General features: G+C 65.3%; 13 protein-coding genes and 1 pseudogene. 5 read left to right on the forward strand and 9 right to left on the reverse strand.

The features are described from left to right. The first annotated feature begins 85 nt into the window (after window positions 1-85). On the forward strand, window positions 86-1,306 hold the full coding sequence (locus tag L286_RS30300) for an NADP-dependent isocitrate dehydrogenase (RefSeq protein WP_020821027.1): 1,221 nt from the start codon (window positions 86-88) through the stop codon (window positions 1,304-1,306). Between the two features lie 214 nt (window positions 1,307-1,520). Next, window positions 1,521-3,134, forward strand: coding sequence for a carbon-nitrogen hydrolase family protein (locus tag L286_RS30305; protein ID WP_020821026.1), 1,614 nt, complete (start codon window positions 1,521-1,523; stop codon window positions 3,132-3,134). A 182-nt stretch (window positions 3,135-3,316) separates the two neighbouring features. Here L286_RS30305 and glmS read toward each other — a convergent pair whose 3' ends face one another. The 3 genes from glmS to glmU form a co-directional block, all read right to left on the reverse strand. Further along, complete coding sequence (gene glmS, locus L286_RS30310; protein ID WP_020821025.1) at window positions 3,317-5,140, reverse strand: glutamine--fructose-6-phosphate transaminase (isomerizing); 1,824 nt, start codon at window positions 5,138-5,140, stop codon at window positions 3,317-3,319. 84 nt (window positions 5,141-5,224) lie between these two features. Next, a complete protein-coding gene (locus L286_RS30315; RefSeq protein WP_051146837.1) occupies window positions 5,225-6,022 on the reverse strand; it encodes a metallophosphoesterase in 798 nt (265 codons plus the stop codon). A 56-nt stretch (window positions 6,023-6,078) separates the two neighbouring features. Next, entirely contained in the window at window positions 6,079-7,371 is a 1,293-nt protein-coding gene (gene glmU / locus L286_RS30320) for a bifunctional UDP-N-acetylglucosamine diphosphorylase/glucosamine-1-phosphate N-acetyltransferase GlmU (RefSeq protein WP_235181664.1), read from the reverse strand. Window positions 7,372-7,531: 160 nt separating this feature from the next. Here glmU and L286_RS30325 point away from each other — a divergent pair, with 160 nt between their 5' ends. From L286_RS30325 to L286_RS30335, 3 genes are all read left to right on the forward strand, one after another. Beyond that, the gene (locus L286_RS30325; protein ID WP_020821022.1) at window positions 7,532-8,200 is read left to right on the forward strand and encodes an HAD family hydrolase; all 669 of its coding nucleotides are present in this window, start codon (window positions 7,532-7,534) and stop codon (window positions 8,198-8,200) included. After that, on the forward strand, window positions 8,197-8,958 hold the full coding sequence (locus L286_RS30330) for an enoyl-CoA hydratase/isomerase family protein (RefSeq protein ID WP_025160680.1): 762 nt from the start codon (window positions 8,197-8,199) through the stop codon (window positions 8,956-8,958). The genes L286_RS30325 and L286_RS30330 overlap by 4 nt, the downstream gene beginning before the upstream one ends. A 140-nt stretch (window positions 8,959-9,098) precedes the next feature. Continuing rightward, complete coding sequence (locus tag L286_RS30335) at window positions 9,099-10,271, forward strand: GGDEF domain-containing protein (RefSeq protein WP_020821020.1); 1,173 nt, start codon at window positions 9,099-9,101, stop codon at window positions 10,269-10,271. 219 nt (window positions 10,272-10,490) lie between these two features. Here L286_RS30335 and lpdA read toward each other — a convergent pair whose 3' ends face one another. From lpdA to mdh, 6 genes and pseudogenes are all read right to left on the reverse strand, one after another. After that, complete coding sequence (lpdA, locus tag L286_RS30340; protein ID WP_020821019.1) at window positions 10,491-11,891, reverse strand: dihydrolipoyl dehydrogenase; 1,401 nt, start codon at window positions 11,889-11,891, stop codon at window positions 10,491-10,493. Between the two features lie 49 nt (window positions 11,892-11,940). Beyond that, window positions 11,941-12,213 (reverse strand): annotated as a pseudogene (locus L286_RS30345) (GIY-YIG nuclease family protein); the annotation flags it as partial. A gap of 66 nt (window positions 12,214-12,279) precedes the next feature. Continuing rightward, a complete protein-coding gene (odhB, locus tag L286_RS30350; RefSeq protein ID WP_021223178.1) occupies window positions 12,280-13,518 on the reverse strand; it encodes a 2-oxoglutarate dehydrogenase complex dihydrolipoyllysine-residue succinyltransferase in 1,239 nt (412 codons plus the stop codon). A gap of 8 nt (window positions 13,519-13,526) precedes the next feature. Beyond that, a complete protein-coding gene (locus L286_RS30355; RefSeq protein ID WP_020817883.1) occupies window positions 13,527-16,337 on the reverse strand; it encodes a 2-oxoglutarate dehydrogenase E1 component in 2,811 nt (936 codons plus the stop codon). An 85-nt stretch (window positions 16,338-16,422) separates the two neighbouring features. Then, window positions 16,423-17,307 carry a succinate--CoA ligase subunit alpha gene (sucD, locus tag L286_RS30360; protein WP_007684281.1) on the reverse strand — a complete coding sequence of 295 codons (885 nt, stop codon included), beginning with the start codon at window positions 17,305-17,307 and terminating at the stop codon, window positions 16,423-16,425. Window positions 17,308-17,409: 102 nt separating this feature from the next. Then, on the reverse strand, window positions 17,410-18,372 hold the full coding sequence (mdh, locus tag L286_RS30365; protein ID WP_007684279.1) for a malate dehydrogenase: 963 nt from the start codon (window positions 18,370-18,372) through the stop codon (window positions 17,410-17,412). Window positions 18,373-18,397 lie beyond the last annotated feature (25 nt).

The following is an 18,397-nucleotide window of genomic DNA, read 5'->3' on the forward strand; positions in this document are numbered from 1 at the left end:
CCGCACACAGCCGGTTGAACATTGCCGCCGCTTTGCCTAGTGCGGACCCAAATTCCACCCGAACGAAGAAAGCGGAACAGGCGCTATGGCTAAGATCAAGGTGAAGAACCCCGTCGTGGAGATCGACGGCGACGAAATGACGCGGATCATCTGGCAGTGGATTCGCGAGCGCCTCATCCTCCCCTATCTCGACATCGACCTCAAATATTATGACCTGGGCGTCGAGAAGCGCGACGAGACCAACGACCAGATCACCATCGATTCCGCCAACGCGATCAAGGAGCATGGCGTCGGCGTGAAGTGCGCCACCATCACCCCGGACGAAGCCCGCGTCGAGGAATTCGGCCTGAAGGAAATGTGGAAGTCGCCCAACGGCACCATCCGCAACATCCTGGGCGGCGTGGTGTTCCGCGAACCCATCGTGATCCGCAACGTGCCCCGCTTGGTCCCCGGCTGGACCGACCCGATCGTCATCGGCCGCCACGCCTTCGGCGACCAATATCGCGCCACCGACTTCCTGGTCCCCGGCCCCGGCAAGCTGCGCATGGTGTGGGACGGCGCCAATGGCGAGAAGATCGAGAAGGACGTCTTCAACTTCCCCAGCTCCGGCGTCGCCATGGGCATGTACAATCTGGACGATTCGATCCGGGATTTCGCCCGCGCCAGCATGAACTATGCGCTGGGCCGGGGCTGGCCGCTGTATCTTTCGACCAAGAACACCATCCTCAAGGCCTATGACGGCCGCTTCAAGGATCTGTTCCAGGAAGTGTTCGACAATGAATTCGCCGACCAGTTCAAGGCGGTGGGCGCGGTGTACGAACATCGCCTGATCGACGACATGGTCGCGTCCGCCCTGAAGTGGAGCGGCAAGTTCGTCTGGGCCTGCAAGAATTACGATGGCGACGTCCAGTCGGACACGGTGGCGCAGGGCTTCGGCTCGCTGGGCCTCATGACCTCCGTCTTGCTCTCGCCCGACGGCAAGACGGTCGAGGCCGAAGCCGCGCACGGCACCGTCACCCGCCACTACCGCCAGCACCAGCAGGGCAAGGCGACCTCGACCAACCCGATCGCCTCGATCTTCGCCTGGACACAGGGCCTTTCCTATCGCGGCAAGTTCGACGAGACGCCGGAAGTCACCAAATTCGCCGAAACGCTGGAGAAGGTCTGCGTCGAAACCGTCGAAAGCGGCGCGATGACCAAGGATCTGGCCCTGCTGATCGGTCCGGAACAGGCGTGGATGACCACCGAGCAGTTCTTCGAGGCAATCCGCGTGAACCTGGAAGAAGCCATGGGCAAGTGGAACTGATTTGATCGGAACCGATCCGCTGTTGTGCGGTTCAATTCGGTAACGGAACGAGGCGGCGCCGCATCCCGGCGCCGCCTTTTTCATATCCGGGCAAACCGCCCTCCCGTTCGTTTCGAGCGAAGTCGAGAAACGTTTTGCGTATGACGTTTCTCGACTTCGCTCGAAACGAACGGCGATCAGGCGATTATATGGATATGCAGCAGGAGGCGACCAGATGACGACGACGGCCAAGAAGCGCCTGGAGGTTCGGGCGGCGGTCCCGGCAGACGTGCGCGGCATCCAGCGGCTGATCGCCCGCGTCTATCCCGGAATGCCCAATTATTCGCTGGCGACGCTGCGCGGCCAGATCAACAATTTCCCGACCGGCTGCTTCGTCGCCCTCTATGACAACAAAATCGTGGGCTATTGCGCGACCATGCGGGTCAGCAAGAGCATGGCCTTTTCCGCCCATGACTGGGAGGAGATCACCGCCAACGGCTTCGGCACGCGGCACAGCGCGGCGGGCGAGTGGCTCTATGGCTATGAGATGGCCGTAGACCCGAAGCTGCGCGGGCTGCGGATCGGACAGCGCCTCTATGACGAGCGCAAGGAGTTGGCCGAGGAACTGGACCTGCACGGCATCGTCATCGCGGGGCGCATGCCCGGCTATGCCCGCGCCCGGCGGCGCGTCGACGGCCCGGCCGATTATCTGGACAAGGTGGTGCACGGCAAGCTGCGCGACCAGGTGATCAGCTTCCAGCTCAAGAACCAGTTTGAGCCGCTGGGGGTGCTGGAAAATTACCTGCCGGAGGACAGGCAGTCCGACGGGCACGCGGCCCATCTGGTCTGGCGCAATCCCTATGTCGATCCCGACGAAGCGCCGGAAATGCGGGTGCCGCGCGGGGTGGAGAGCGTCCGCCTCGCCACCTGCCAGTTGCAGGCCCGCGCCGTGCAGGATTTCGACGAATTCATCCGCAACATCGAATATTTCGTCGACGTCGCGGCGGATTATCGGTCGGACTTCATCGTCTTTCCCGAACTCTTCACCCTGCCGCTGCTTTCCTACGAAACGAAGAAGCTTTCACCGGCGGAGGCCATCGACAGGCTGACCGGCTATACCCCGCGCCTGACCCGCGAACTGGAGCGGATGGCGCTGGAATATAATATCAACATCATCGGCGGTTCCCACCCGACGCGGGCCGAGGATGGCGACATTCAGAACATCGCCTATGTCGCCCTGCGCGACGGATCGCTGCACACGCAGGAGAAGATCCACCCGACGCCCAACGAGGCCTTCTGGTGGAACATCAAGGGCGGGGATTCGCTGGACGTGATCCAGACGGACTGCGGGCCGATCGGCGTGCTGATCTGCTATGACAGCGAGTTTCCGGAACTGGCGCGGCGGCTGGTGGATCAGGGGGCGCGGATCATCTTCGTGCCCTTCTGCACCGACTCGCGGCTGGGTTATATGCGCGTGCGCTATTGCGCGCAGGCGCGGGCGATCGAGAATCAATGCTATGTCGTGATGTCGGGCAATGTCGGCAACCTGCCGAACGTCGACAATATGGACATTCAATATGCCCAGAGCGCGATATTGACGCCCTGCGACCTGCCCTTCGCGCGGGACGGGATCGCCGCGGAATCGACGGAGAATGTCGAGACGCTGACCATGGCGGACGTGAACCTGGCCGACCTGAGCTGGGCACGGGCGGAGGGCACGGTGCGCAACCTGCGCGACCGGCGGTTCGACCTCTATCATATCGACTGGGACAGCAATCCCGACCATGCCCATGCGCCGAGCGGGGGGCCGGTGCCGGCGGGTGGGCATAATGCGCCTGGGGGCGGGTGATGGGTGGATTGCCGACTTTTCTAATCCTCCCCATCGGTAGATGGGGAGGGGGACCGCGCGAAGCGTGGTGGAGGGGAATGGGGCGTGACCTCCGGCGCCCTGCGGGCGCTCCCCTCCACCACTCGCTCCGCGAGCGGTCCCCCTCCCCACGCTTCGCGTAGGGAGGATTTAAGCCAACCCCCTCACTCTACCGTGACGGACTTGGCGAGGTTTCTTGGTTGGTCGACGTCGGTGCCCTTGGCCACCGCCACATGATAGGCCAGCAACTGCACCGGCACGGCGTAGACCATCGGCGCGATCAGCGGGTGGACCTTGGGCATGGTGATCGTCGCCATGCAGCCCTCCCCCGCCGCCTGCACGCCGTCATAGTCGGAGATCAGCACCACCTTGCCGCCGCGCGCCTGCACTTCCTGCATGTTGCTGACCGTCTTTTCGAACAGCGGCCCGCTGGGCGCCAGCACGATCACCGGCACCTTGTCGTCGATCAGCGCGATGGGGCCGTGCTTCATCTCGCCCGCGGCATAGCCCTCAGCATGGATATAGCTGATTTCCTTGAGTTTCAGCGCCCCTTCCAGCGCCAGCGGATAGTCCGGCCCGCGCCCCAGATAGAGCACGTCCCGCGCCCCCGCGATCAGGTGCGCCATCCCCTCGATGGATTCGTCATAGGCCAGCGCGCCGTTGAGCGCGGCGGGCGCTTCGGACAGGTGGCGGACCAGTTCCTTCTCCGCCTTCGCGTCCAGCCGCCCCTTGGCCCGCGCCAGGTTCGCCGCGAAGGCCGCCAGCACCGCTAGCTGGCAGGTGAAGGCCTTGGTCGAGGCGACGCCGATTTCCGGCCCGGCATTGGTCGGCAGCAGCAGATCCGCCTCCCGCGCCATGGTGCTGGTGGGGACGTTGACGACGGCGGCGATCTTCTGCCCCTCGGCGCGGGCATGGCGCAGCGCGGCCAGCGTGTCGGCGGTCTCGCCCGACTGGCTGATGACGATCATCAGGCCGCCCTCCTCCATCACCGGGGCGCGGTAGCGGAATTCGCTGGCCACATCGATGTCGACGGGGACGCGGGCGAACTGTTCGAACCAATATTTGGCGACCATGCCCGCATAATAGCTGGTGCCGCAGGCGACGATGGTGACGCGGCGGATCGACCCCAGGTCGAAATCCGGGATCGGCAGCGACACCTGATCCTCCATCCGGCGCAGATAGGAACGCAGGGTCTGGGCCACGACCACCGGCTGCTCGTAGATTTCCTTGAGCATATAGTGGCGGTGATTGCCCTTGGAGATCAGCTCGCCGGTCACGCCGCTGATGGTGACGGGGCGTTCGACCGGGTTGTTGTCCCGGTCGAAAATCTCCGCGCCGTCGCGAGTGATGACGACCCAGTCGCCTTCCTCCAGATAGGCGATGCGCTGGGTCAGCGGGGCTAGAGCAAGTGCATCCGAGCCGAGATAGGTCTCCCCCTCGCCATAGCCGACCACCAGCGGCGAACCCAGGCGCGCGCCGATGAGGATTTCCGGATGGCTGCGGAACAGGATCGCCAGCGCGAAGGCGCCGTGCAGGCGGGGCAGCACCTGCGCCACCGCGTCCTTCGGGGATGCGCCCTGCTCCACCAGTTCGCTCACCAGATGGGCGACGACCTCCGTATCGGTCTGGCTGTCGAATACGCGGCCCCGCGCCGTCAGTTCCTCGCGCAGCGGCTTGAAATTCTCTATGATGCCGTTGTGGACCAGCGCCACTTCCTTCGTGGCGTGGGGGTGGGCGTTGCTGGTCGTCGGCGCGCCATGGGTGGCCCAGCGGGTATGGGCGATGCCGGTGGTGCCGGGCAGGGGCGCGGCCTCCAGTTCCTTCACCAGATTGGCGAGCTTCCCCTCCGCCCGGCGTCGGTCGATCCGGCCGTCATGGACGGTGGCGACGCCCGCGCTGTCATAGCCGCGATATTCGAGGCGCTTCAGGCCCTCGACCAGCCGCTCCGCCACGTCGTCCTTGCCGATGATTCCGATGATGCCGCACATGGATAGTCAGTCCCAAAGCCCGTGAAAACTCTATGCTTATGCCGCCTATGCCACGATCATGCGGCAGGCGACAGGGGTACCGCATCAACGTGGACGAATATTAACCAGCCACACATCCGGGGGCGCAAGCATGCGGATCGGCAGGCCGCTGGTGCCAAGCCCCGCCGACACGACCAGGGTCCGCTGCCCTTCCCGATATGCGCCGCAGGCATAGCGGGTGCCGTAGCGCGAGGGCACATAGACGATGCCCGCGAAGGGCAAGGCCACCTGCCCGCAATGGGTGTGCCCCACCAGCGTCAGCATCGGCCGGTCGGGCAGCAGCGGAAAAGCGTCCGGCCCATGGGACAGCATCAGCGGCGCGCCGCCCAGCGCCTGCATCGCGTCCAGCGTTTTGGGGATGTCGGGTTGCCCGGTGTAGATGTCGCGCAGTCCGCCGATGGCCAGCGGTCCCCGCCGCACCGCCCGATTGTCGAGCAGGCGGATGCCGATCCGGGCGAACAGAGTGCCCCATTGGCGGCGGCTGATCCCCGTATGCTTGCGCGCGTCATGATTGCCCAGCACCGCCACCACGCCCAGCGGGGCGCGCAGGGCGGCGAAGGGGGCGATGCTCTGCGCCGGGTCATAGGTCGCGCCGCCCTTGTCGTCGCCGATATAGTCGCCGCCCAGCAGGATCAGGTCGGGCCGGAGGCCGTTCACCAAGGCGACGATGCGCGCCATTCGCTCCGGGCTGTTGTCGGGACCGGACAAATGGCTGTCGGTCAGCAGCGCCACCGTCACCGGGCGGCGCGGCGCATCCGCCGGAAAGGGCAGCGCGACGTCCAGCCGCCGCACGACCGGCATCGCCCGCGCATTGGCGAAGAGCCAGGCGGCCGTTCCCACCATGAGGAGCGAAAGGACCAGCAGCGCGGTCAACCAGCGCCGCCTTCGGAAGAAGGCCGTCACTTGGCGGCTTTGCGCGCCTGCATCCGCGCCCGGAAGCGGGCCGCCCAGCCGGGTTTCGCCTCCTGCTTCGGCCGGACGAGGCAGAGCGCGTCGGCCTCCACCGCCTGCGTCACTACGCTGCCCGCCGCGACGATGGCGCCGTCGCCGATCTTCACCGGCGCGACCAGCGCGCTGTTGGAGCCGATGAAGGCGCCCGCGCCGATCTCCGTCCGATATTTGAAGAAGCCGTCATAATTGCAGGTGATGGTGCCCGCGCCGATATTGGCCCCCGCCCCTATGCTGGCGTCGCCGATATAGGACAGGTGGTTGGCCTTGGCGCCCTCGCCCAGTTCGGCCTTCTTCACCTCGACGAAATTGCCGACCTTGGCCTTGGCGCCGATCTTCGCGCCGGGGCGCAGCCGGGCATAGGGGCCGATGTCCGCGCCCTTGCCCACGGTCGCGCCCTCCAGATGGGAGAAGGCGTGGATGGTCGCGTCGTCCGCCACGCTGACGCCGGGGCCGAAGACGACATGGGGTTCTATCGTCACGTCGCGGCCCAGCAGCGTGTCATGCGCGAAGAACACGGTTTCCGGCGCGATCAGCGTTGCGCCATCGCGCATCGCTTCCGCCCGGCGGCGGTCCTGCCAGACGGCCTCCACCCCCGCCAGTTCGGCGCGGCTGTTGACGCCCGCCACTTCCCACGCCTCCGCCTCTATCACCGCGCTCTGCGCGCCGGGCAGCATGACGATGTCGGGCAGATAATATTCGCCCGCCGCATTGTCGTTGCCGATCCGGTCGAGCAGCACGAACAGGTCGGTGGAGCGCACCGCCATCAGCCCGGAATTGCAGAGCGTCACCGCCCGCTCCTCCGCATTGGCGTCCTTATATTCGACCATCTTTTCGATCACGCCCTGGTCGCGGGCGATGATCCGGCCATAGGCGGCGGCATCTTCCGGCCGGAAGCCCAGCACCACGGCGCGCGGCTCGTCGCCCCAGTTCAGGCGGTCCAGCATGCTCCGCAGCGTTTCGGCGCGCACCAGCGGCACGTCGCCATAGAGGATCAATATGTCGCCCGCAAAACCGGCCAGCGCGTCATGCGCCTGCGCCACGGCATGGCCGGTGCCCAATTGCTGTTCCTGCACGGCGATGACGGCGCCGCTGCCCTCCACCGCCCTTTCCACCTGTTCGCGCCCGGCGCCGACCACCACGACCTGCCGTTCGGGCTGCAGCTCCGCCACGCTGGCGAGCAGGTGGAGCAGCATCGGCCGCCCCGCAATCGGGTGCAGAACCTTGTGTCTGGCCGACTTCATGCGCGTGCCCTGCCCGGCGGCAAGGATGATCACGGCCACGGGGCGAGCGGGGGAGCGGCTGGAGGTCACGGGGGCATCTTTCACGAAAGGGCCAAGAATCTGAGCGCTCTCTGCCATGTTTGACTTGCCTTTGCCACTACCCAGGCGGCATGAGCCGGGCATGGTTTCCATTCCCTTCGACATTGTCGGCTTCGACCTTGACGGCACCCTGCTCGACACCAGCGGCGATCTGGCGGCGGCGGTCAATTACGCCATCGCCACTGACGGGCGGCCGCCCTTTCCGGTCGAGGCGATCCGTCCCTTCGTCGGCAAGGGAGCGAAGGTGATGCTCCAGCGGGCGCTGGACGCTTCGGGCGGCTATGACGAGGCGATGCTGGAAAGGATGCTGCCGATCCTGCTGGACTATTATGAGCAGAATCTGGCGATCCATTCCCTGCCCTATCCCGGCCTGATCGCGGCGATGGACGCGCTGGCGGCGGCGGGCGTGAAGCTGGCCATCTGCACCAACAAGGCGGAGCGTTTCACCATTCCGCTGCTGCACCAGATCGGCCTGTCCGACCGTTTCGCCAGCGTCGTCGGCGGCGACACGGTGGGCATCGCCAAGCCCGATCCCGCGCCGATCCACGCCATGATCGAGCGGGCGGGCGGCGGGCGGACGATCTTCCTGGGGGACACGATCAACGACATCGCCGGGGCGCGCAATGCGGGCATCCCCAGCATCGCCGTCAGCTTCGGCTTCCTCGACGGGCCGGTGGAGGAACTGGAGGCGGACGCCGTCATTCACCATTATGACGATCTGGTGCCATTGCTGGGACGTTGGGCGGCATGACGTTGCGGCTGGAACGGGAGGGCGCGGTCGCCACGCTGCTGATCGACCGGCCCCGGCAGCATAATGCCATGAACCAAGCGATGTGGGAGCAATTGCCGCGTCTGGTGCAGGAGGCGATAGCGGACGAGGCGATCCGCGTGCTGATCCTGACGTCGGCGACGCCCGGCCTGTTCTGCGCGGGGGCGGACATCCACGAATTTGCGCGCTGTTCGGGGGATGAGGAATGGCGCGTCGCCAACCAGGCCGCGATCCGCGCCACCCAATATGCCCTGGCCCATGCCGAAAAGCCGGTGATCGCGGCGATAGAGGGGGACGCGGTGGGCGGCGGATGCGGGCTGGCCATCGCCTGCGACCTGCGCATCGCCTCCCCCGCCGCCCGGCTGGGCATCACGCCGGCCAAGCTGGGGATCGTCTATGGGCTGTTCGACACCAAGCTGCTGGTCGACCTGGTCGGACCGGCGCGAGCCAAGCGCATATTGTTCACCGCCGCGCTGCACGATGCGCGGGACGCGCTGGCCATCGGCCTGATCGACCAGATCTCGCCTGCTCCGCTGGAGGCGGCAAAGGAACTGGCCCATGCGATGGCGGCCAATGCCCAGCATTCGATCCGTTCGTCGAAGGCGATCATCCGCCGCATCCTGGATGGGCAGGCGGACGACGACGAGGAAACGCTGGCCATGTTCCGGGACGCCTTCACCCTGCCCGACTTCCGGGAGGGCGTGCAGGCCTTCCGCGACAAGCGTCGTCCCTGCTTCTGACCCGCTCGCCGCAGCTTCATCCATATCGGATGAACATCTCACCCGATATGGAAGTATTTGTTAAGGATCGGCTTTTACCCGTCGCCCCATAGGGACGCCGCGCCGGATCGCCCCCGAAAAGAGGAACAGGCACAATAAGCGTGGGAGAAAATTTCGCCTTCTTCCTGCCCGTCATGATGGCAAGTTTCGGCGTGGTTTTCGCCTTCGTCTGGACCCTGGGCATAAGGGCGGCCGGATATTGGAGCGCCGCCTATCTCTGCGTAGCGGGCGGCTTTGCGGTGCCGGCGGGATTCGCGCTGCTGCCGACGCCCCTTTGGGGCTTTGTGGCGGATTTGCTGTTCGCCAGCGGATTCCTGCTGTTCAGCCAGGCCCTTCTGGAACGCTGGCGACCCAACTGGCTGCTGCGGGCGCGGATCGCGATCTGGGCGCTGTCCGTGCTGCTGTGCGCCATGTCCCTCCTGCTGGACAACCTGCCCTTCGAACTGGTGTCGTCCGATTTCGGCTGCTTCCTGCTGATCGGCCTGCCGCTGATCGCCGGCAGGGATCGCCTGGACAACTGGTCGGACGGCACCCTGTTCGGCGCGGCGGCTTTGGTCGCGCTGGACAATCTGATGCGCGGCAGCACCGTGCCGCTGACGCTGTCGAGCGATAGTTTCCTGAACAGCGACTATGCCTTTCTGATGCAGGCGCTGGCCTGCGTGCTTGGCCTGTTCCTGGCCTTGGCGGCGCTTGCGGCGAACATGCTCGACCTGCTCGCCCACTATCGGCGCGACGCGCTGCACGATCCCCTTTCCGGCCTGCTCAACCGCCGCGGCTTTGACGACGCCATCGGCCAAAGAACGCGCAAGCTGCCGACGCAGGGCAGCCTGATCGTCTGCGACATCGATCATTTCAAGACGATCAACGATGCCCACGGCCATGCGCTGGGCGACCGCGTGATCGTCGCGCTGGCGCGGATATTGATGGAGTTCGCGCCCGCCGACGCCATCACGGCGCGCTTCGGCGGGGAGGAATTCATAATGTTCCTGCCCGACGCCGATGCGGCCCGGGCCGCCACGACCGCCAACGACATTCGGGAGAGCGTCGCGCGGGAGGTCGCCAGCCAACTCGGCCTTTCGCGTCCCCTTACCGCCAGTTTCGGATTGTCGGCCGTCCAGCCCGGCGATGCCGCGATCCACGACGCCATCGCGCGAGCGGATGCGGCCCTCTATGAAGCCAAGATGCATGGCCGCAATCGGGTTTGCGTAAGGCGGGCGCTCGCCGTGCCGGATGCGCCCGCCGCCATCCTGAAGTCCCGCGCCCGGAGCGGATAGCGCTTCCCCCGTTCAGGCCGAAACGTGTTCCTGCGAAGGCAGGAACCCAGTCCAGACGCCGGAACTGGATTCCCGCCTTCGCAGGAATAAGCTGTGCTTCAATTAACCGGCATAACCTCCAGGCAACGCTCCAATCATCCATAACGTCATGAAAAAGGCCGCCCCGAAGGACGGCCTCTTCATTGTCGCGATCTCATTCCCGCGCAGGGCGGGAAGGGATCATATATGGATGGGCTTGCCGGTCACGGCCATGGCCGCTTCCTTGATCGCCTCGCTGTGCGTCGGATGGGCGTGGCAGGTATAGGCAATGTCCTCGCTCGAAGCGCCGAACTCCATCGCCTGCGCCGCCTGGGCGATCATAGTGCCCGCGACCGTGGCGATGATCCAGACGCCCAGCACCTTGTCGGTCTCCGCATCGGCGATGATCTTCACGAAGCCGTCCGGCTCATGATTGGTCTTGGCGCGGCTGTTCGCCAGCATCGGGAATTTGCCGACCTTGATCGCGCCCTTTTCCTTGGCGGCCTCTTCGGTCAGGCCGACGCCCGCGATTTCCGGCTTGGTGTAGACCACCGACGGGATCACGTCATGGTTCACGATGCCGGTCAGGCCCGCGATATTCTCCGCGACGGCGATGCCCTCATCTTCGGCCTTGTGCGCCAGCATCGGGCCGGGGATGACGTCGCCAATGGCCCAGACGCCCGGAACCTTGGTCGCGAAGTCATGATCGGTCTCGATCTGGCCGCGGGCGTTGAGTTCCAGGCCGATCTTGTCGAGACCCAGCCCTTCCGTGTTCGGACGGCGGCCGATGGACACCAGCACGACATCGGCCTCGATCTTCTCGGCCGCGCCGCCGGCGGCGGGTTCGACGGTCAGGGTCACGCCCTTCTTGCCGACTTCCGCGCCCGTGACCTTGGTGCCGAGCTTGTACTCGAAGCCCTGCTTCTTGAAGATCTTGTTCGCTTCCTTGCGGACTTCGCCGTCCATGCCGGGCAGGATCTGGTCGAGATATTCGACCACCGTGACCTTGGCGCCCACGCGCCGCCATACCGAGCCCAGTTCCAGGCCGATGACGCCACCGCCGACGACCACCAGATGGCCCGGCACCTTGTCCAGTTCCAGCGCGCCGGTCGAATCGACGATCCTGCCGCCTTCATTGTCGACCTGCACGCCCGACAGCGGCGTCACCGACGATCCGGTGGCGATGACGATATTCTTCGCGGTGACGGTCTTGCCCGCGACCTGCACGGTATTGGCGCCGGTGAATGTCGCCAGCCCCTTCAGCCAGTCGACCTTGTTCTTCTTGAACAGGAATTCGACGCCGCCGGTCAGGCCCTTCACCGCATCCTTGCGCTGGCCCTGCATGGTGTCGAGGTCCAGGCTCATCTTGTCGATCTTCACGCCCAGCTTGGCGAGCGCGCCGTTCGCGGCTTCCTCATAGAGTTCCGAGGCGTGCAGCAGCGCCTTGGACGGGATGCAGCCGACATTGAGGCAGGTGCCGCCCAGCGTCTCCCGGCTTTCGGCGCAGGCGGTCTTGAGGCCAAGCTGCGCGGCGCGGATCGCCGCGACATAGCCGCCCGGACCGGCGCCGATTACCAGAACGTCATAATCGAAGTCTGCCATTTCTCACTCCATTGCCGTGCTCCCGCGAAAGCGGGAGCCCAGGGCGTCGTCAGAACAGCGTTTCGAACAAATCCCGCCATTGTGGATTATCGCGTTCGATCAGCTCGATCTTCCAGGCGCGTTTCCATTTCTTCATCCGCAGTTCGCGATGCCGTGCTTCCTGCAGATCCTCATATGCCTCAAACCAGACCAGCAATTTACAATCATGGTCCTTGGTGAAACCGTCAATCAAGCCGTTGCGATGTTGATATGCCCTGGCCGCCAGATCGCTGGTGACACCCAGATATAAGGTGCCGTTGCGCCTGTTCGCCATAAGATAGACATAGCCGGCTCGCGTAGCGCGTCTCCACCCTGGGCTCCTGCTTCCGCAGGAGCACTGGTCACATCTTTACAGGTCGATCAGCAGGCGGGTCGGATCCTCGATCGCGTTCTTCACCGCAACCAGGAAGGTCACCGCCTCGCGACCGTCGATCAGGCGATGGTCGTAGCTGAGGGCGAGATACATCATCGGGCGGATGACGATCTGGCCGTTGCGGACGACCGGACGGTCCTCGATCCGGTGCAGGCCCAGCACCGCCGACTGCGGCGGGTTGATGATCGGGCTGGACAGCAGCGAGCCGAAGACGCCGCCATTGGAGATGGTGAAGGTGCCGCCCTTCATATCCTCCATGGTCAGCGTGCCTTCCTTGGCCTTCTTGCCGAAATTGCCGATGGTCTTTTCGATCTCGGCTACGCTCAGCGATTCCGCGTTGCGGATGACCGGCACGACCAGGCCGTTCGGGGCCGACACCGCGACCGAAATGTCGGCGAAATCGTTATAGACGATCTCGTCGCCCTCGATCTGCGCGTTGACGCCCGGAATGTCGCGCAGCGCCATGCAGACGGCCTTGGTGAAGAAGCCCATGAAGCCCAGGCGGACGCCATGCTTCTTCTCGAACAGGTCCTTGTACTTCGCCCGCGCCTCGATGACGTTGGTCATGTCCACGTCATTATAGGTGGTGAGCAGCGCCGCGTTGTTCTGCGCTTCCTTGAGCCGCTTGGCGACCGTCTGGCGCAGGCGGGTCATCTTGACGCGTTCCTGCGCGCGGCTGGGAGCGGCGGCCGGAGCGGCGGCGGGAGCGGCGGCCGGGGCCGAAGCGGCGGCCTTGGCGGTGCCCGCGGCGGCGGCGGCGACGACATCGTCCTTGGTCAGGCGGCCGTCCTTGCCCGTGCCCTTGATCTTGCTGGGGTCCAGGCCATGTTCCAGCACCAGGCGGCGGACCGCCGGCGACAGGGTCAGGTTGCCGCCTTCCTCGTCATCGGCCGGAACCGAAGCGGCGGGAGCCGGGGCGGCCGCCTCCGCCTTGGCGGCGGGGGCGGGAGCAGCGGCGGGAGCGGCCGCGGCGGCCGCGCCTTCGTTCACATAGGCCAGCAGCGCGCCGACCTCGACCGTGTCGCCTTCCTTGGCAACGATGTCGCCCAGCACGCCGGCGACAGGCGCGGGCACGTCGACCGCGACCTTGTCGGTTTCAAGGGAGACGATGGGCTCGTCGGCCTTCACCGCCTCGCCGGGCTTCTTCAGCCACTGGCCAACGGTTGCTTCGGTAACGGATTCGCCCAGAGTAGGGACTTTGACTTCGGTAGCCATGAGCTTGTTCAGCCTTTCTTCTGGCGACGGATTTCTTCACGGACGCTGTGACCCAGCGCATCGGCGACGAGGGCGCCCTGTTCGGCGACATGGCGCTTGGCGAGGCCCGTGGCGGGCGACGCCGACGCCTTGCGGCCCGCATAGCGGGCGCGCATCGGCGCCTTGCCGGCGGTGGCCAGCGCTTCCTCGATATAGGGCTCCACGAAGAACCAGGCGCCGTTGTTGCGCGGTTCCTCCTGACACCAGACGACCTCTTCCAGATGCGTCATGCGCTCGATGCGCTTGGCGAGGGCGTCGGTCGCGAACGGGTAGATCTGTTCGATGCGAACGATCTGCACGTCCGTGTCGCCAGCGGCGTCGCGGGCCTCCATCAGGTCGTAGAAGACCTTGCCGGAGCAGAGCACCAGGCGGCGAGTATCCTTGTCGGCCGACCCGTTGGGGTCCGACAGGATGCGCTTGAAGTGCGTTTCGCCCAGGAAGTCCTCCGCCTTGCTGACCGCCAGCTTGTGGCGCAGCAGCGACTTGGGGGCCATGATGATCAGCGGCTTGCGGAAGGGCCGCAGCATCTGGCGGCGCAGGACGTGGAAGTAATTGGCCGGGGTCGTGATGTTCGCGACCTGGATATTCCCTTCCGCGCAAAGCTGGAGATACCGCTCCAGACGCGCCGAACTATGCTCCGGACCCTGCCCTTCATAGCCGTGCGGCAGCAGGCAGACGAGGCCGTTGGAACGCAGCCACTTGGTCTCCGACGAAGCGATATACTGGTCGAAGATGATCTGCGCGCCATTGGCGAAGTCGCCGAACTGCGCTTCCCAGAGCACGAGGCTCTTGGGATCGGCCAGCGCGAAGCCATATTCGAAGCCCAGCACGCCATATTCGGAGAGCGGCGAGTCCAGCACCTCGAACCGGCCGTGCGGCACGGTGGAGAGCGGGATATATTTCGATTCCGTATCCTGGTCGGTCCAGACGGCGTGACGCTGGCTGAAGGTGCCGCGTCCGGAGTCCTGGCCCGACAGGCGGACGCCATAGCCTTCCGACAGCAGCGAACCGAAGGCCAGCGCCTCGCCGGTCGCCCAGTCGAAATTCTCGCCGGACTTGAACATCTCCGCCTTGGCGTCGATCACGCGCTTGAGCGTCTTGTGGACGTTGAGGCCCTCCGGAATCGCGGTCAGCGTCTTGCCCAGGCTGTCAAACAGCTTCTGGCTGATCGCGGACTCCACGCTCTGGCGGGTGGTCTCGGCGTCGGCGGGCTTGTGCAGGCCCGACCAGCGACCGGCGAACCAGTCGGCCTTGTTGGGCTTGTAGCTCTTCGCCGCCTCGAACTCCTCCTCCAGATGATTGACGAAATCGCCCGTCACCTGATTGACGAAATCGTCGTCGACCACGCCTTCGGCCTTCAATCGCGCCGAATAGACGTCGCTGACCGGCGGATGCTGGCGGATCTTCGCGTACATTTGCGGCTGGGTGAAGGACGGCTCGTCGCCTTCATTATGGCCGAAGCGGCGATAGCACCACATGTCGATCACGATGTCGCGATGGAAGGTCTGGCGATATTCCATCGCCAGCTTGCACGCGAAGGTGACGGCTTCCGGATCGTCGCCGTTGATGTGCAGGATCGGCGCCTGCACGCCCTTCGCCACGTCGCTGGGATAGGGCGAGCCGCGGGAGAATTGCGGGCTGGTGGTGAAGCCGATCTGGTTGTTGACGATGAAGTGGATGCAGCCGCCGGTATTGTAGCCGCTGACGCCGGAGAAGCCGAGGCATTCCCAGACGATGCCCTGCCCCGCGAAGGCCGCGTCGCCGTGGATCAGCACGGGCAGCACCTGCTCATGCCTGGTCAGGTCGTCGCGGAAGGTCTGCTGCGCGCGGACCTTGCCCAGCACCACCGGATCGACGGTTTCGAGGTGCGACGGGTTGGGGACCAGCGACATGTGGACCTTGACGCCGTCGAACTCGCGGTCGGTCGAGGTGCCGAGGTGATATTTGACGTCGCCCGAACCGCCGACATCCTCCGGATTGGCGGTGCCGCCGGAAAATTCGTGGAAGATGACGCGGAAGCCCTTGGCCATCACATTGGCCAGCACGTTCAGGCGGCCGCGATGGGCCATGCCGTAGACGATCTCCCGAACGCCCTGCGCGCCGCCATATTTGATGATGGCTTCCAGCGCGGGGATCATCGATTCGCCGCCGTCCAGGCCGAAGCGCTTGGTGCCGACATATTTGCGGCCCAGGAACTTCTCATATTGCTCGGCGTGGATCACCTTGGCCAGGATCGCCCTCTTGCCTTCCGGCGTGAAGTGGATTTCCTTGTCCTTGCCCTCCAGGCGCTCCTGGAGGAAACGGCGTTCCTCCACGTCCGCAATGTGCATATATTCCAGGCCGACATTGCCGCAATAATTGGCGCGCAGGATCGCCACGATCTCGCGCACGGTGGCATATTGCAGGCCCAGCGTGCCGCCCAGATAGACCTTCTTGTCGAGGTCGTTCAGGCCATGATATTCCGGCGTCAGGTCGGCCGGCAGGTCGCGCTGGGTCAGCCCCAGCGGGTCGAGATTGGCGGCCAGATGACCGCGCACGCGATAGGTGCGGATCAGCATCTGGGCGCGGATCGCGTCGTCGGCGGCGCTGACGGCGTCGGCGTCGGAAACCGCCTTGCCATTGGCCTTGGCGGCGGCCTTCACGGCCACCTGCATCTGCGTGGGGTCCAGCGCCCCGGTCAGGTCGTCGGTATCGATCGGCGGCCAGTTGGTGCGCGCCCAGCTCGGTCCGTGCTCGATCTCCCCAACGCCGTCAAAAACTTCCTGGTTCTCGTAACCCATTTCTCTCGTCCCATGCCAACCGCGTGCAGTCGCGGAGCGGGGTAACCGATGGCCGGGGTGCAGCCCGGCCATCGCTTTCGGCCGATCAGCCCTTCAGCACTTCCAGCAGGGTCGTGCCCAGTTCGGACGGGCTGGCGGCTACCTTGATGCCGGCCGCTTCCATCGCGGCGATCTTGCTTTCCGCATCGCCCTTGCCGCCCGACACGATCGCGCCGGCATGGCCCATGCGGCGGCCCGGAGGCGCCGTGCGGCCCGCGATGAAGCCGGCCATCGGCTTCTTGCGGCCCTTCTTTGCTTCGTCGATCAGGAACTGGGCGGCCTGTTCTTCCGCGTCGCCGCCGATTTCGCCGATCATGATGATCGATTCGGTGGCGTCGTCGGCCAGGAACAGTTCCAGCACGTCGATGAAATTGGTGCCGTTGACCGGATCGCCGCCGATGCCGACCGCGGTGGTCTGACCCAGGCCCGCATTGCTGGTCTGGAAAACCGCCTCATAGGTCAGCGTGCCGGAGCGCGACACGACGCCGACGCTGCCCTTGGAAAAGATGTTGCCGGGCATGATGCCGATCTTGCATTCGCCCGGCGTCAGCAGGCCGGGGCAGTTGGGGCCGATCAGGCGCGACTTGCTGCCCGACAGGGCGCGCTTCACCTTCACCATGTCCAGCACCGGAATGCCCTCGGTGATGCAGACGATCAGCGGGATTTCCGCATCGATCGCCTCCAGGATCGAGTCGGCCGCGAACGGCGGCGGGACGTAGATGACCGATGCGTCGGCGCCGGTCTTCGCCTTCGCCTCGGCGACGGTGTCGAACATCGGCAGGCCGATATGCGTCGTGCCGCCCTTGCCGGGCGTGACGCCGCCGACCATCTGCGTGCCATAGGCCAAAGCGGTTTCGGTGTGGAAGGTGCCGGTGGCGCCGGTCATCCCCTGGGTGATGACCTTGGTGTTCTTGTTCACCAGAATGGACATGAGCGTCCCTTCATTGTCTGTGGACGTGGCACTTTGGGTCTAAAGGCGGACCGACCCAGGCTGCGCACTCACCTGGGACGGCCCGGTGCAAGCTCGTGCGGATCAGGCCAGCGAAGGATCGATGCCCTTGCAGGCTTCCAGAAGCTCCTTCACGGCGTCGACCGACACCTGAAGGTTGGCCTTGGCCTCGTCGTCCAGCTCGATCTCAACGACCTGCTCGACGCCGTCCTTGCCGATGATCACGGGCACGCCGACATAGAGGTTATCGACGCCATATTGGCCGGTCAGGTTCGCGGCGCAGGGCAGCAGGCGCTTCTGGTCGAACAGATAGGCCTCCGCCATGGCGATGCCGCTGGTGGCGGGCGCGTAGAAGGCCGATCCGGTCTTCAGCAGGGCGACGATCTCGCCGCCGCCCGAACGGGTGCGCTGCACGATGGCGTCGATGCGTTCCTTGGTCGAACGGCCCTGCTTGATGAGGTCGGGGATGGGGATGCCCGCGACGGTCGAATATTCCACGACCGGAACCATGGTGTCGCCATGGCCGCCCAGCACGAAGCTGTTCACTTCCTTGACCGAAACCTGGAATTCCTCGGCCAGGAAGTGGCTGAAGCGGGCGGAGTCGAGAACGCCCGCCATGCCGACGACCTTGTTGTGCGGCAGGCCGGAAAATTCGCGCAGCGCCCAAACCATCGCGTCCAGCGGGTTGGTGATGCAGATGACGAAGGCGTTGGGGGCGTTGTTCTTGATGCCCTCGCCCACGGCCTTCATGACCTTGAGGTTGATGCCCAGCAGGTCGTCGCGGCTCATGCCCGGCTTGCGGGCGACGCCGGCGGTGACGATGATGACGTCCGCGTCCTTGATGTCGGCATAATCGTTGGTGCCGGTGATCTTGGCGTCGAAGCCTTCGACCGGGCCGCACTGCGACAGGTCGAGCGCCTTGCCCTGCGGCACGCCTTCGACGACGTCGAACAGCACGATATCGCCCAGGCCCTTGAGAGCCGCGAGATGCGCGAGGGTGCCACCGATATTACCAGCGCCGATGAGCGCGATCTTCTTACGGGCCATATGCAATCATCCTCCAAGCCGTAAA

The organism is Sphingobium sp. HDIP04 (assembly GCF_000445085.1).
In the GTDB taxonomy this organism is placed as follows: Bacteria; Pseudomonadota; Alphaproteobacteria; order Sphingomonadales; family Sphingomonadaceae; genus Sphingobium; species Sphingobium indicum.

Bases quoted from the DNA above. Each gene is read 5' to 3' on its own strand.
- L286_RS30300 (WP_020821027.1), top strand. From the start codon at position 86: ATGGCTAAGATCAAGGTGAAGAACCCCGTCGTGGAGATCGACGGCGAC.
- L286_RS30305 (WP_020821026.1), top strand. From the start codon at position 1,521: ATGACGACGACGGCCAAGAAGCGCCTGGAGGTTCGGGCGGCGGTCCCG.
- glmS (WP_020821025.1), bottom strand. From the start codon at position 5,140: ATGTGCGGCATCATCGGAATCATCGGCAAGGACGACGTGGCGGAGCGG.
- L286_RS30315 (WP_051146837.1), bottom strand. From the start codon at position 6,022: ATGGTGGGAACGGCCGCCTGGCTCTTCGCCAATGCGCGGGCGATGCCG.
- glmU (WP_235181664.1), bottom strand. From the start codon at position 7,371: ATGAAGTCGGCCAGACACAAGGTTCTGCACCCGATTGCGGGGCGGCCG.
- L286_RS30325 (WP_020821022.1), top strand. From the start codon at position 7,532: ATGGTTTCCATTCCCTTCGACATTGTCGGCTTCGACCTTGACGGCACC.
- L286_RS30330 (WP_025160680.1), top strand. From the start codon at position 8,197: ATGACGTTGCGGCTGGAACGGGAGGGCGCGGTCGCCACGCTGCTGATC.
- lpdA (WP_020821019.1), bottom strand. From the start codon at position 11,891: ATGGCAGACTTCGATTATGACGTTCTGGTAATCGGCGCCGGTCCGGGC.
- odhB (WP_021223178.1), bottom strand. From the start codon at position 13,518: ATGGCTACCGAAGTCAAAGTCCCTACTCTGGGCGAATCCGTTACCGAA.
- L286_RS30355 (WP_020817883.1), bottom strand. From the start codon at position 16,337: ATGGGTTACGAGAACCAGGAAGTTTTTGACGGCGTTGGGGAGATCGAG.
- sucD (WP_007684281.1), bottom strand. From the start codon at position 17,307: ATGTCCATTCTGGTGAACAAGAACACCAAGGTCATCACCCAGGGGATG.
- mdh (WP_007684279.1), bottom strand. From the start codon at position 18,372: ATGGCCCGTAAGAAGATCGCGCTCATCGGCGCTGGTAATATCGGTGGC.